This is a genomic window from Acinetobacter sp. (assembly GCF_050285345.1).
In the GTDB taxonomy this organism is placed as follows: domain Bacteria; phylum Pseudomonadota; class Gammaproteobacteria; order Pseudomonadales; family Moraxellaceae; genus Acinetobacter.
The window spans coordinates 1-13,710 of the sequence record NZ_JBLZXR010000007.1 but is presented as its reverse complement, the minus strand read 5'-3'; the positions used below and the strand labels follow the sequence as shown (position 1 = coordinate 13,710).

Annotated in this window: 11 protein-coding genes, 1 tRNA gene and 1 pseudogene; 6 read left to right on the top strand and 7 right to left on the bottom strand. The window is 42.5% G+C overall.

From position 1 onward, the window contains the following. Window positions 1-80: 80 nt before the first annotated feature. Window positions 81-170: transfer RNA gene (locus ACN6OV_RS00750), tRNA-Ser, on the bottom strand. 267 nt (window positions 171-437) lie between these two features. Here ACN6OV_RS00750 and rnr point away from each other — a divergent pair. The 5 genes from rnr (at window position 438) to ACN6OV_RS00725 (ending at window position 6,735) form a co-directional block, all read left to right on the top strand. Next, window positions 438-2,861: a ribonuclease R gene (gene rnr, locus ACN6OV_RS00745; protein ID WP_427948802.1), complete on the top strand. Its 2,424-nt coding sequence runs from the start codon at window positions 438-440 to the stop codon at window positions 2,859-2,861. Between the two features lie 161 nt (window positions 2,862-3,022). After that, window positions 3,023-5,062, top strand: coding sequence for a M3 family metallopeptidase (locus tag ACN6OV_RS00740; RefSeq protein WP_427948799.1), 2,040 nt, complete (start codon window positions 3,023-3,025; stop codon window positions 5,060-5,062). Window positions 5,063-5,102: 40 nt separating this feature from the next. Continuing rightward, window positions 5,103-5,312, top strand: a complete 210-nt coding sequence (locus tag ACN6OV_RS00735) for a YheV family putative zinc ribbon protein (RefSeq protein ID WP_427948800.1) — start codon at window positions 5,103-5,105, stop codon at window positions 5,310-5,312. 16 nt (window positions 5,313-5,328) lie between these two features. Next, entirely contained in the window at window positions 5,329-5,757 is a 429-nt protein-coding gene (locus ACN6OV_RS00730) for a hypothetical protein (protein WP_427948797.1), read from the top strand. A gap of 99 nt (window positions 5,758-5,856) precedes the next feature. Next, on the top strand, window positions 5,857-6,735 hold the full coding sequence (locus tag ACN6OV_RS00725; RefSeq protein ID WP_427948795.1) for a DMT family transporter: 879 nt from the start codon (window positions 5,857-5,859) through the stop codon (window positions 6,733-6,735). Between the two features lie 73 nt (window positions 6,736-6,808). On the opposite strand, the gene ACN6OV_RS00720 is transcribed toward ACN6OV_RS00725, so the two are convergent. The 5 genes from ACN6OV_RS00720 to ACN6OV_RS00700 form a co-directional block, all read right to left on the bottom strand. Next, complete coding sequence (locus ACN6OV_RS00720) at window positions 6,809-9,094, bottom strand: TRAP transporter large permease subunit (RefSeq protein WP_427948794.1); 2,286 nt, start codon at window positions 9,092-9,094, stop codon at window positions 6,809-6,811. A gap of 187 nt (window positions 9,095-9,281) precedes the next feature. Continuing rightward, window positions 9,282-9,857, bottom strand: a complete 576-nt coding sequence (gene rrtA, locus ACN6OV_RS00715) for a rhombosortase (RefSeq protein WP_427948792.1) — start codon at window positions 9,855-9,857, stop codon at window positions 9,282-9,284. Between the two features lie 64 nt (window positions 9,858-9,921). Then, entirely contained in the window at window positions 9,922-10,959 is a 1,038-nt protein-coding gene (locus tag ACN6OV_RS00710) for a hypothetical protein (RefSeq protein WP_427948790.1), read from the bottom strand. A 520-nt stretch (window positions 10,960-11,479) separates the two neighbouring features. After that, window positions 11,480-11,866 (bottom strand): hypothetical protein, encoded by a 387-nt coding sequence (locus ACN6OV_RS00705; protein WP_427948788.1) that lies wholly within the window; start codon window positions 11,864-11,866, stop codon window positions 11,480-11,482. Continuing rightward, the gene (locus ACN6OV_RS00700) at window positions 11,859-12,116 is read right to left on the bottom strand and encodes a succinate dehydrogenase assembly factor 2 (protein WP_427948786.1); all 258 of its coding nucleotides are present in this window, start codon (window positions 12,114-12,116) and stop codon (window positions 11,859-11,861) included. The genes ACN6OV_RS00705 and ACN6OV_RS00700 overlap by 8 nt, the downstream gene beginning before the upstream one ends. 185 nt (window positions 12,117-12,301) lie before the next feature. On the opposite strand from ACN6OV_RS00700, the gene ACN6OV_RS00695 reads away from it, so the two are divergent. Next, window positions 12,302-13,474, top strand: a complete 1,173-nt coding sequence (locus tag ACN6OV_RS00695; protein ID WP_427948784.1) for an acyl-CoA dehydrogenase family protein — start codon at window positions 12,302-12,304, stop codon at window positions 13,472-13,474. 30 nt (window positions 13,475-13,504) lie between these two features. On the opposite strand, the pseudogene ACN6OV_RS00690 reads toward ACN6OV_RS00695, so the two are convergent. Beyond that, window positions 13,505-13,636 (bottom strand): annotated as a pseudogene (locus tag ACN6OV_RS00690) (RNA-guided endonuclease TnpB family protein); the annotation flags it as partial. Window positions 13,637-13,710 lie beyond the last annotated feature (74 nt).

Below are 13,710 nucleotides of genomic sequence, written 5' to 3'. Positions count from 1 at the left end.
AGAGATTCGAACTCCCGACCCCTTAGTTCGTAGCCAAGTGCTCTATCCAGCTGAGCTATGAGCGCGACATAAGTAAATCGTGGCGGTGAGAGAGGGATTCGAACCCTCGATACAGTTGCCCGTATGCATCCTTAGCAGGGATGTGGTTTCAGCCACTCACCCATCTCACCGTAACGTGCGGCCATAATACAAAGATCAGGGTATGACTGCAAGCACAGTCGTTATATTTTTTGCATATTTTTACTCGATTAGATGTTTTTTAAACGATTTTTCAAATTTTCTAGGCTAAAGCACTAAATTTCCAACTTTCCTCTCAGACTTTTACAGCCTAAACATCGTAAAATGTCGACTTAAAACACTTTATTGCAATCAAGTACGTGCAGTATCTACGTGCATGACTTATGCTAATCCTAATCTTCTGATTTGAAGTCAAAAACATTATGAAAAACTGGGTCGATCCTGAAGCGAAAGCTGAAGCCGAACGTTATGAAAATCCTATTCCTAGTCGTACTCTGATCCAGGAGACGATTGAACAACTCAAAACCCCCTTGTCACATGCTGACTTTGTGGAACATTTCGAAATTGCCGATCAAAAAAGTATTGATGCCCTGAGCCATCGTCTGATTGCGATGGTTCGAGATGGTCAGTTGATGAAAGATGGATTTAAGTTCCAGCTTGCCGCTGAACAACCGACTCATGAAGCAACGGTCTATATCAATTCTAAAGGTCTGGGTACAGCCAACATCAGCGGTGAAGATGACTTATTATTGCCTGAGCGCGAGTTACGTCAGGTCTTTAATGGTGACCGCGTTAAGGTACGTCAAACCTCAGTTGACCGTAAAGGTAAAGCGTGGGGCTTTGTAACTGAAGTACTCCAGCACCGCGTAAAAGAAATTATTGGTAAAGTTTCAGAATACGAAGGTGAATATTTTATTCAACCCGCCAATCCAAATGCGCATCAGCCCATTACCTTAGAAAAAGAGCTGATTGAACATGCCAAGGTAAAATTGGGCGACTCTGTGCGTATCGCCATTGACAGTTATCCAACCAAAGAAGAATTTGCTACTGGTCATATTGTCCAATCGATGGCGGATAAAGCGGACACTGAAATTATTATTCCACAAACCATTTTGGAATATGGTCTGCCGTATGAGTTTCCAGAAGAAGTCCAAAAAGAAGCCGATAGCTTTAAAGAACCTTCGGAACAAGAACGTGAAGGCCGTGTGGATTTACGCGATTTAGCTTTAGTCACCATTGATGGTGAAGATGCACGTGACTTTGACGATGCGGTGTATGCTGAAAAACGCCCCGGCGGTGGTTATCGCGTGGTGGTGGCGATTGCCGATGTCAGTCATTATGTCCGTACCGGCAAACCGCTGGATGATGAAGCACAAGAACGCGGAACTTCGGTGTACTTCCCGCACTTCGTGTTACCGATGCTGCCTGAAGCACTCTCGAATGGCTTATGTTCATTGAATCCAGATGTCGACCGTTTATGTATGGTCTGCGATTTGAATTTATCTCGTGCGGGTCGTGTAACGAAGTTTGAATTCTATCCGGGTGTGATGCACTCCAAAGCGCGTTTAACTTATACCCAAGTGGCTGAATACTTCGAGGGCGATAGTCAGGCTATTCCCGAAAATCGTGATGTACGTAAATCGGTAAATACCTTATTCCAGTTATATCAAGTGTTAAAAGGTTTACGTGCCGAACGTAATGCCATGGAATTTGAAACCATTGAAACCTACATGACCTTTGATGAGCTGGGTGGCATTAAGGAAATTCTGCCGCGTACACGTAATGATGCACATAAGCTGATTGAAGAATGTATGTTATTGGCCAACGTTGCAGCCGCTGAATATGCATTGAAACATGAAATTCCAATGCTGTACCGTGTGCATGAGCCACCAGAGTTTTCGCGTATCCAAAAAGTTCGTGACTTTGTTAAGTTATTGGGCTTGCCCTTCCCTGAGCAACCGACACAAGCTGACTACCAAGCCGTAATCGAGGCAACCAAAGACCGTATTGATGCACCAAGTATTCATGCCGTGTTATTACGTTCAATGATGCAAGCCTATTATGGGGCCAATAATTCAGGTCACTTTGGCCTGGCTTATGAAGCGTATACGCACTTCACTTCTCCAATTCGTCGCTACCCTGACCTCTTGCTACATCGTGCCATCAAAGCACAATTGAAGAAAAAACCGTATCCAATTTCAGGCGCATCACTAGATGATGCTGGCGAGCACTTCTCAGCGACTGAACGTCGTGCCGATGAAGCGTCTCGCTCTGTGACCACGTGGTTGAAATGTCATTATATGCAGCAACATTTGGGCGAAGAATTTGTTGGTACCATTAGTGCGACCGCTGAATTTGGTTTATTCGTGACCTTAAAAGACCTGTATGTTGATGGCATGATTCATGTGAGCCAATTGGGTGATGACTTCTTTGTGTATGATCAACCAAGCCAAAGCTTAATTGGTCAATCACGTGGCCAAGTCTTTAGCTTAGGTGATGAGGTTAAAATTAAAGTTGCGGGTGTGAATTTAGAAGAACGTAAAATCGACTTCGAATTGGTTCAGCAGCTCAGTCATGCAGGTCGTGCCATTCGTAGCCGTGCGCCACGTGTAGCAAAACCCGAAACCAAAGAAGAGGTCTTTTCTGAGCGCAGCCAAACCAATCCCAGTGAAGATGGGGAACAGCCCATACGACGTAAAAAAGGTAAAGCCAAACCCAGCTCTTTCAGCAAAAAGCCTGCTAAAAAATCTGCAGGAAAATCTGAAACAAAGGCTAAAGATAAAGTGAAGAGAAAATCCAAACCGAAAAAGAAAAAATCCAATGCCAAATCGTCTGCGGATTAAGGTTTAGAGAAAAGAGCGCTTCGGCGCTCTTTTATTTCGTGATTAATCGATAAAAGCTACTTATTTAATCCTCAGCGCAATAAATCTCAACGAAACCTTGATTTCCCCGCCCTCAAGCCTTACTTCTATACTTAACACAGGATATTTATGCAGTAGAAAATATGACTTTCGAAAAGGCAACTTTACCCGTTCCACAGTTTGATCAAATTACCTTAGATCAACTGAAAGAAAAAATCCAAACTGCCATTCGCCAAGGACAACAGTTCCTCAATGAACTGACTGAGCTTCCTACATCGATTCAACAGCAGCTCGACACTCTAGAACAAGTCGATACCCTCGAAAATAATATGAGTGAAGCATGGGGTGTGCTCTCTCACCTGAATGCGGTAATGAACAATACCGAAACTCGCGAATTGTACCAATCTTTATTACCGAGCTTAAGCGAATACTATACCGAGCTGGGTCAACATACCGCGCTGTACCAAACCTATCAACACATCCATGATCATAGTGTATTCACGACCCTACCTGCTGCACAGCAAAGTGCGATTAAACTGGCTTTGCGTGACTTCAAACTTTCAGGTGTGGCACTCGAAGGGGATGCCAAAAAACGCTATGCTGAAATTTCTGCACGTTTATCTCAGCTTTCTTCCGATTTCTCCAACCATGTACTGGATGCAACGCAAGTTTATTTCAAACCTTTAAATGAAGCGCAGCTCAAAGGCCTGCCACAAGGCAGTGTTGAATTACTAAAACAATATGGTCAGCAACGTGAATTGGATCAAGCCGTGGCGACTCTGGATTTTCCTTCGTATATCGCCATTATGACTTATGCCGAAGATCGCGAAGTTCGCTCAGCTCTGTATAAAGCCTATACCACCCGCGCTTCCGATCAATCCAATCAACCTGAGTTTGACAATACTGCGGTGATGGAAGAAATTCTAAAACTGCGTCAGGAAATGGCCAGCTTACTTGGCTTTAACAACTATGCCGAATTGTCATTGGCCAGCAAAATGGCACCGAATGTTGAAACCGTCGATCAATTCCTAATTGAATTGGCTGAACATGCGCGTCAACCTGCAGAAAAAGAAATTGCGGAACTCAAAGCCATTGCTGCCCAAGATGGCGTCACCGAATTACAGCCTTGGGATACCACGTTTTATTCTGAAAAACTTAAAGTTCAACAATTCAATCTTTCGCAAGAAGACCTGAAACCCTATTTCCCTGCGCCAAAAATTATTCAAGGTTTGTTCAGTATCGTGAATCGTCTGTATGGCATTCAAATTGTGGAACGTGAGGCTCCGGTTTGGCATCCCGATGCACGCTATTTTGAACTTGAAGATCACAGCACAGTCATTGGTGGCTTCTACTTTGACCTCTACGCACGTAGCGGCAAACGTGGCAGCGCATGGATGAGTGGTTTCCGCTCACGTATGCAAACAGAGAGCGGCTTACAAAAACCCATTTGCTATATGGTCTGCAACTTTACTCCACCTGTAGGCGATCAACCTGCACTCCTCACCCATGATGAAGTGACGACCTTATTCCACGAATTTGGTCATGGCCTGCATCACATGTTAACTGAAGTGGATAATATTGCTGTAGCAGGCACACATGGCGTGGCATGGGATGCTGTGGAATTACCAAGTCAATTCATGGAATTCTGGACTTGGGATCAAGAAAGTCTAGATCTACTCAGTGAACATATTGAGTCGAAACAAACTTTGCCCGCAGATTTACTTAAAGCGCTGCAAGATGCACGTTTCTTCCAATCGGGTATGCAAACGTTACGTCAAATTGAATTTGCGATGTTTGACTTAAATATTCACAAAGCCAATCCTGCTTTAGATGCTGCTGGCATTCAAAAAACCTTAGATGAAATTCGCCAAAAATATGCCGTTACACCGACCACCAGCGATAACCGATTCCAACATGGCTTCAGTCATATTTTTGCTGGCGGCTACGCTGCTGGTTATTATTCATACAAATGGGCGGAAGTTTTGGCAAGTGATGCCTTTGATCGTTTCGAAACTGAGGGTATTTTTAATACCGCGACTGGCGAGTCGTTTAGACAATTTATTCTAGCAGTTGGCGGAAAAGATACAGCACTTGACGCATTTATCAATTTCCGCGGACGCGAGCCAAAAATAGATGCTTTGCTACGTCATCAAGGTTGGACGAACGCATCTAAAAACGCTTAAACTAAGGGCCTTAGTTAGATTCAAGGTAAGTATGATGACCATTAAACGACGATTCATTGCAGGTGCAAAATGTCCTAAATGCCAGGCCATGGATCGGGTTGTCATGCTGACCTCAGGTGACGATGAGTGGATTGAATGCATTGATTGTGGCTACAGTGAAAATCGACCAACACATGTCGATCAACCTGAGCAGCCGGCCGTACCAGACGATATCGGTGTGATTCAATTTAAGCCGCGCCAGCCTAAATAAAGCTTAAGGTCACATAATGCAAGTAGATCAAAGAAATAATCCCAAACTTTTAATGGGAATCATTGGGGGTTTGACCGTACTGATTGCACTTTTTTTCGCATATCAATGGTTGAGCAGCAGTACAGATGGAAAATCGGTACATCAGGAAGAAATGATGGCCGCACCTGTAAAACCACCTGTGGCTGTGCCGATTCAAACTGAATCTACACCTGTAGCAGAAACGGAAACAATCAAACTCGTTGAAGAAGACATTTTAGATAGTGCTGTTCCTGAAAATGCCTCTTTGGCCAAAGAAGAAATTGCAAAATTGGATGATATTCAACAACAATTGAATGATCAGGAAAAAACTTTAACACAGCAACATCAGGACGCTGATGAACTGATTCAACTCAAAGAAGAACAAATCAAATTACTTGAAGCACAATTGGCACAACAAGTGAAATAATAGATCATTACTGCATAGATCAATTAAGCATAAAGTCACTTTAACCTTCCCAAACCGAATATAGGCTAGAATATCTACGGATTTTCTGGCCTTTATTTTATGTTTCTACCTACCACACATCACATCGCTAAAGCGATTGGCTTACTCATGCTGTCTGCCCTGCTATTTTCCATGATGAGTGTGTGCATACGCTATGCGTCACATACTGTGGATAATGCTACGATCGTATTTTTCAGAAATGTAGTGGGCTTATTTATTTTCTTGCCATTTATTTTCCAAAAAGGGACAGCATTTTTTAAAACTGAAAAATTGTGGATGCATACGTGGCGCTCAATGGTTGGATTGATGGCAATGTATGGCTTTTTCTATGCCATTGCCCATTTAAACTTATCCAATGCCATGGTCTTTACCTATTCTTCGCCCATTTTTATTCCACTGATTGCATGGTTATTTTTAAAAGAAAAAATGACGGCAAGTATGTTACTCGCAGCAATTGTCGGTTTATTCGGTGTGTTATGTGTGGCGAAACCTGATGCAGGAATGTTTAACCAACTGTCCTTGATTGGGTTGACGGCCAGTTTCCTTGCTGCGATGGCCTTTGTCACCGTACGTGCACTCACATCAACTGAACCGCCCGAACGTATCGTGTTTTATTTCTGCTTTTTTGGCACACTGATTTCGATGGTTCCTATGTTTTGGCTTTGGCGTCCCTACAATGCACAAGAATTAGTCTTTTTAATCAGTGCGGGCCTACTGGCCAATATCAGCCAAATTTTCATGTCAAATGCCTATAAACTTGCCCCTGCCGGACAAATTGGTCCCGTCAATTATGTGGCCATTATTTTCGCTGGTATTTGGGGTTTTCTGCTGTGGCATGAAACACCGGACTTTTATAGCATATTAGGTTTCGTATTTATTTTTATTGCCATCTTGTTGTGTAGTCCACGGTTGCAATCCAAATTTAAGAAAAAGGACTAAGTGAAAACTTAGAATTGAGCGAAAATAAAAAGCACCCGAAGATGCTTTTTATGGTTTGGCGGCAAGTTAAAACTTACTGATACCAACCAAATAATTTAAAGAAGTACGGGACATAGGCAATAATCAACATCGCTGGGAACAGCACGATTAAAGGCAAAATCCAACGTTCATAACGGTAATAGAATGAAAGATGGCGAACTTCCGCATCGGCCTCATTCACTTCCGCATCTCCAATCGACTGTCTGGCTAAGAGATGATTCAGTGCCACAGGAGGTGTAACATAGCCCAACTCAAAACCAATCAGGGTAATCATCCAGAAATGTACAGGATGGATACCATATTGATAGGCCACAGGGGCAACCGTCGCAGAAATTAAAATCACCGCACCAAATGGGTCCATAATCATCCCAACAAACACCATAAGCCCGACAATCAAGGTGATCACCAAGAAGGTACTGCTAATATCCGTTGGGAAGAAGCTCATCACCTCGGTACGTTCTAGTAATCCACCCACGCTCACCGACAATGCCATCAAGATGACTAAGGCACCAATATGCCCCACCGTTTCACTGGTCGAAATATGCATCGACTTCCAAAAGCCAACTTGACGTAAGATCTGCATAGAACTGGATTGAGCCACCGTATGATTCGCAGACTGTCCATCATCTGTGCTATTGCCATGTAATCCTTCGCGGTATTCGACATGCGCAACCTGCGCTCCGGCTAAAGCCAGTTCGCCATTGGCACCATAATTTGCTGTCAGTGTTTCATCCCAATGCCCCACTGCTGGCAAAGGAGCAGGCTGATGACGTAATTTATCAAACAACACAATCATCAATAAAATAACTGGCATCATTACCGGTGCCGTAAATTCATTTAAATCGGTGTCTAATAAGTATTTATAGAACATCCAAATCAGTACAAAAATTGCAATATAAGGAACAACCGCAAGGAAAGCACGCCCTGATTTTGGTGCCGCGACATTTGGTGCTGCAATACGAAATTTATGTTCTGCAAAGAACAAGGACACAATTAAAAATAAGGTTGAGGTCAGCAGGAAGGTATAAATACCATATTGATAGAGTAAATCCGTGGTCACTTCTTTGTTTAAGGACGCCACCACCACAATCAAGAGACATGGACGTAAAACCACCCCAAGCGAACCCGACATGGCTGTTGCCGCCAAAGCAAATTGACGACGTCCACCGGCATTCCACACTTCTTTATAAATAATCGCCCCTGCCGCAATGACAAAAATCCCTGACGCACCGGTATAGGCTGTTGGCAACGCAGCTGCAATTAGAATCAGCCACGTGAGTGTTTCAGGTGCCAAGTTCCATGGACGTAAAATATTTAAAAACAGATCCACAACCCGAGTCTGCTTCAGCAACATCCCTGCCCAAATAAAGAGGGCTAAATTGAGGAAAATACTCGAGAATTCGACCAACTGCCCCAAGTAAATGCCTTGCCCCATTGGATAATCCATGAAGAAAATAAAGGCGATACCTGTAATCAACGCCATATAGGCATACAAAGGCACACTCAGGAAAGCAAAACCAATACTCCCACCCGCTTTTGCATTTTTCGGTGGACTCAACAATTGCCAAATACTGATCAAGGTCAGCACTGAAAATAAAATCATCCACATCCAATAAATCAATTCGGTTTCGGCTGACATAGGTACACCCGAATTTTTCACTGAATTAAATTGGCTCATACTGGAATAGGTTAATAGTCCATTACCGAAGCTCATTAATAGGCTATAAACTCGATAATCCATCTTGGTGGAAGGACCACGTAAGCCAATATGATGGATTTTTAATGTGGCACTAATTGCAGCCAGAACCACCATAAAGATTAAAAGAATCGCGCGATTTTCGGTGCCGAATTTAAAAACACCAAAGAAGCCGGTTTCAAAATTACGATAGGCACGAATACTTGGATGTGCCTCCATATGCTGCATGGCTTGATCATAAAATTGATATTTTTCTTCACACTGTTGCACGCCAGCCAAAATAGAGGTACGCACATCATTTTCAGATGCAGTGCCAAAAAAATCAGCAAATTCATCTGCGGCATTGGCTTGCATTTGAGTTTTCACCATCGCATCGACATCAGGATGGCGGTTACACTCAGGCTTGCTCGGTTCAGCCCTTAAAAAAGAGTACTGCATACCTGTTGCAGGATCACCATAGAGACGTTCACCCATACGCAGCAACTGCCCATGGATCATCTCACCTGTACCAATTAACAGCGTCAATAACAATAAAATCAGAATGACAAAAGTCGAAATCCATTCTGTCCAGATATAACTTAACAGACCAACGATCCCCGATCTGTTGTGTTCATCATTTTGCATGAGTCTTCCTATTTTTTATTTTGAATGGCTGCTTGACACAGTCATCTCATCTTTCTGGCTTGAGAAGTTCCTTCCTCTCACCATGCTGTTTTGTTATTCCGTTTAAATTTGCATCAATCTTGCTTAAATAAAAATGACAATATCAATTTTCTTTTTGGTTTTTTATGTCAACTGAATCACAGAGCACTTATTCTTTATCAAAAACATAGCATCCTAGAACATAAAAAACTGCGATGACCATCCCCCAAATCACACCCAGTAAATGTGCCTCCACCAAGACTGGACTACCAATTAACTCTGCCGTTCCAGTACTGCCGACCGTATTTTCCCACACCAATTTGGCCAATATTAAAAGCAACACCAAGGCTGCAAAGTTCCGCTCACGCTTATACATCAGATGCACACATGCAACCGTCACATAAGCCCCATGCAAGACACCAGATAAACCCGCATAGGCTTCAATATCAGGTAAAAAGAAATAGAAACTTAAACTGATTAAGGGGGAAAGAGTCAGCAGAATGGCAATGAAATGCCAGACCGCAACACGCGGAAAAATAAACGGCAAACAGATAAAAGCCAGCATATTCAATGCGAAATGAATCCAGCCCACATGAACCCAATGGGCGGTCCAAAGTCGCCAGAAATCAGCAAACAAATCTGCTCGTAAATAGGTAAATTGATCCTGAAATACTTGCAGGCAAGCGCAAAGAGAGATAAAAATCGCTAAAAAAACAATTTTCTGCATTAAAAACTGATTTTTCATTTGGCTCTCCTTACTCACAGCATTCATGGTGAATTTAAGCGATGATGATACTTCCAACGATCATCTAACCACCTTCAAACAGATCATCTAATTCAGAACTGTCGGTACTTTCATCCCAAAAATGTTCCATACCACCATCCCCTGTACGCACGCCTGTATGTTCAGTCCAATAACGATCTGAAATGCCTTTGACCATACTCTCTGCCATGCTATCAATCAGTTTAAACTGTGGATTGACCGGTTTTTCATCGCTGCGTGCTTGTGCAAAAGTACGCAGTGCATCGCGAATTTTGGCGTCATCACCGCTGGCTTGTGCTGCAACCGCATATAAGGCATGCGATAGACGCACACCTTTTTGCTCACCAATTTGTGCGGATTGTTTCAGAGTTTGATACGGATCTGGTTTACCATCGCCTGCACCCGGTAATAGCGTCCAAATCGCTGCGCGAGTTGCATTCGGTGCACCCCAGAATTTTTCGTTATCCAAACACACCATGCCGCGCTCAACAATCGCCGCGATGTCCTTCGGCACATTTACTGCACCACCTGAGTTGATATCATTAGTCATCGCTTGTAAACCACTGAGCATCCCGAGCATATACACGGTTTGATCAATGTCATTGCTCATTTTTGGGCAACCTTCGCCTAACTGTTTGTTATATTTTTTCTCGTAACGATCTTGGAATAATTGATAGCCGGTATATTGGCGCTGTGCCGCCAGTGCCGCCCAGCGTTTTTGCTCGACTCGCGCATCCTGTGCTTCGGTCACTTGATTTAATTTTGAAGCGCGTAAATAGCGTAGCTCCGCATTAAGGGCTTTTTGCTCAGCGCAAATTCCTGCTGCCGAATACATCAATACCGCTACACGTGTCGGGTCTGCACCCATATCTTTGGTCGCCATAATGGCAGGGGTCAGAGAATTCCCAGAATTACACACCATTTCAGCATCATCCATCGCCAAAATAGGTGGAACAATATGTTTTTCAGTAAAGCCGAGTGCAACATTGGCACCTGTTTTCACAACCTGTGAACAACCCGAAAATAATGTACTTGTTATTGCGATAACTGCCACACCCTGGCATATTTTTTGGACGCTCGACATTTTCCTGTCCTCTATAATTGTGTTTATGTCCATCACGACAAACATATCAGAAGCAAAAATTGAATTAAAGAGTATTTGCTCTAATTTAAGAGACACACTGTGCCATGATTCAGATTGGATGCAATTGACTGATTTTTCACAAAGACTAATTTTTGGGCAAAAAAAAGTAGCATAGCGACGGTTCGGCACATGCTACTTATTAACTGTGAAAGCAGAAAACTTGCTTATTTATAAAATAACTGCTTCTTCAGCATTGTTCCCAGTCATCCGATAATAATTGTGAGCACAATCACGATCACCAGAAACTTCAGGTTGGCATCATCATGATGAGTTCCTAAATACGCTGTAGTTAAGGGCCAATATATAGGGAGAAAAAAGCAGCACATGGGAAAATTGTCAGACAATTTAAATATTTTGCCAATAAACTTAGATATTGTCTGACAACGAAATATCAAAAACAATTTAAAGTATTGAAATAAAATAATTTAAATAATACAAAAAAAATCAAGTTGTCTAACAATTAGATCATTTTTGCCAATACTTTGAGTGATTTCCACTGTTTTAAAGACAATTGATCACGCCAAATAATCATCGGTTTAGCACGTGCATGCATAAAATACACCACGATATATACTTGATGATCAAAAATATGACTGATTTGAACGCGCTGCACAGGTTGGTTAATGCGTTGTAAGCTCCAGTCCTGTCCATCCAAATATTCCAAGCTAGAGACTTGCGAGGTTCTGCGAAAAAACAACAGATAAACAACCAATCCTAAACAGAAAAACAGTCCCCAAATGAGCGGAGACACGACTTGATACAAGAGGATCATCAGTACAGTAAAAATAAAAAACTGAAACGCGTGCGACAAAGCGCTACGTTTCAGTTTAAATTGACGATTATCCATGTACGTAAAATTTTAATTTTTGAATAAATGTCTTTAATTCAGGACGCGGTGGTTCACTCACTTCCATAAACCAATCCAGTAAATCTGGATCTTCAGCTGCGACCAGTTCAGCGAACATGTCTTTTTCAGCAGCATCTGCTTGTAAATAATAATTTTTCACATAGGGATCAAAATACACATCGATCTCTTTTAAACCACGACGCGCACGATAAATTACTTTGCGCTCTTCTAAGCTAATATCATCAGTCATTGTTTGTATTCCCCAATCTTTGAACCGCTATAGTTTACCTTATCCGACTGCCCTTGGTGGAATGTTTTAGCCGCATTGACCAAAACCATCAGTCATCCTGCCACTTTTGAATCTTCTTCACATTGCCGTCCGTGGATGATTCTTATACTTTGAGTTAAAGCAATAAAAAGATAGGAAATTTTAATATGCAATCTGGAGCGATTCGCCCACTGAACAATATGCTACCTCGCACCCTGTTTAATGCAGAACATGATGCATTTCGGGAAACTGTGCGTAAATTTTACGAAAAAGAAGTGGTTCCGAATATTGAAAAATATGAGTCACAACAACATGTAGACCGTGACTTATGGCATAAAGCGGGCGCGATGGGACTGCTGTGTCCGACCATGCCTGAAGCTTATGGCGGTTCTGGCGTCGATCGCCTCTACAGCATGATTTTGATTGAAGAACAGGCCTATGCCATGGACTCTGCAACGGGTTTTTCTTTGCATTCAGACATTGTCGCCAATTACATCAACAATTTTGGTAATGAAGAACAAAAGCAATATTGGTTGCCAAAAATGGCCTCTGGGGAAACAGTAACAGCCATCGCCATGACCGAGCCCGGTACAGGTTCAGACCTACAAGCTGTTCGTACCTCTGCGGTCAGCGATGGTGACGACTACATCATCAATGGCTCTAAGATTTTTATTACCAATGGCTACTTATGCGATATGACGATCGTAGTCTGCAAAACAGGTGATAGCGATAAAGGCTCTGCCAATTTATCTTTAATTATGGTCGAAGCAGATCGTGCAGGATTTAGCAAAGGCAAACCACTGCATAAAATTGGCATGAAAGGTCAAGATACCTGCGAACTGTTCTTTGATAACGTACGCGTACCCAAATCGAATTTACTCGGTATGGAAGGCATGGGCTTTATGATGTTGATGAAAGAGCTCGCTTGGGAGCGCATATTGGTGGCAATTATCTGCCAAGCGGGCGCAGAGGCGGCATTTGCCCATACGGTACACTATGCCAAGGAGCGTAAAGCCTTTGGCAAAACGGTTTCGAGCTTCCAAAACACGCGTTTCAAACTGGCTGAACTGCGGACAGAAATCGATTTCTGTCGTGCCTATCTCGATCGATGCATGGAACTGCAACTCTCTGAACAATTAGGGGTTGATGCTGCAGCCGCTGCAAAATATAAAATTTCAGAGATGTTTTCGAAAGTCGTAGATGAGGGTCTACAATTGCATGGCGGATATGGCTATATGTTGGAATACCCTATTGCCCGTGCCTATCTTGATAACCGTGCCAACCGCATCTATGCCGGTACCAATGAAATTATGAAAGAATTGATTTCACGGTCTTTATAAGTTGAGACCAAATTGACATCCTCACCTCCCTTAAACGGAGGTGATTCCTACAGCTAGACGCTTATGCCCAAGCGCAAGAATATTCTTTGCAGCATTAATATCTCGATCATTTAGACTGAGACATTTTTCATTACTGCACTGCCATTCTCTTATTCGCAAATCTATAGCTAAATACCAAATAAATCATTACAGTAATCTTTAAATAATTTATCAATATCTTTAACTCTAAACTTAGT

What these genes read in the sequence shown, in the direction of transcription:
- ACN6OV_RS00740 (WP_427948799.1), top strand. Translation starts at nt 3,023, where the DNA reads ATGACTTTCGAAAAGGCAACTTTACCCGTTCCACAGTTTGATCAAATT.
- ACN6OV_RS00730 (WP_427948797.1), top strand. Translation starts at nt 5,329, where the DNA reads ATGCAAGTAGATCAAAGAAATAATCCCAAACTTTTAATGGGAATCATT.
- ACN6OV_RS00725 (WP_427948795.1), top strand. Translation starts at nt 5,857, where the DNA reads ATGTTTCTACCTACCACACATCACATCGCTAAAGCGATTGGCTTACTC.
- ACN6OV_RS00720 (WP_427948794.1), bottom strand. Translation starts at nt 9,094, where the DNA reads ATGCAAAATGATGAACACAACAGATCGGGGATCGTTGGTCTGTTAAGT.
- rrtA (WP_427948792.1), bottom strand. Translation starts at nt 9,857, where the DNA reads ATGAAAAATCAGTTTTTAATGCAGAAAATTGTTTTTTTAGCGATTTTT.
- ACN6OV_RS00710 (WP_427948790.1), bottom strand. Translation starts at nt 10,959, where the DNA reads ATGTCGAGCGTCCAAAAAATATGCCAGGGTGTGGCAGTTATCGCAATA.
- ACN6OV_RS00705 (WP_427948788.1), bottom strand. Translation starts at nt 11,866, where the DNA reads ATGGATAATCGTCAATTTAAACTGAAACGTAGCGCTTTGTCGCACGCG.
- ACN6OV_RS00700 (WP_427948786.1), bottom strand. Translation starts at nt 12,116, where the DNA reads ATGACTGATGATATTAGCTTAGAAGAGCGCAAAGTAATTTATCGTGCG.
- ACN6OV_RS00695 (WP_427948784.1), top strand. Translation starts at nt 12,302, where the DNA reads ATGCAATCTGGAGCGATTCGCCCACTGAACAATATGCTACCTCGCACC.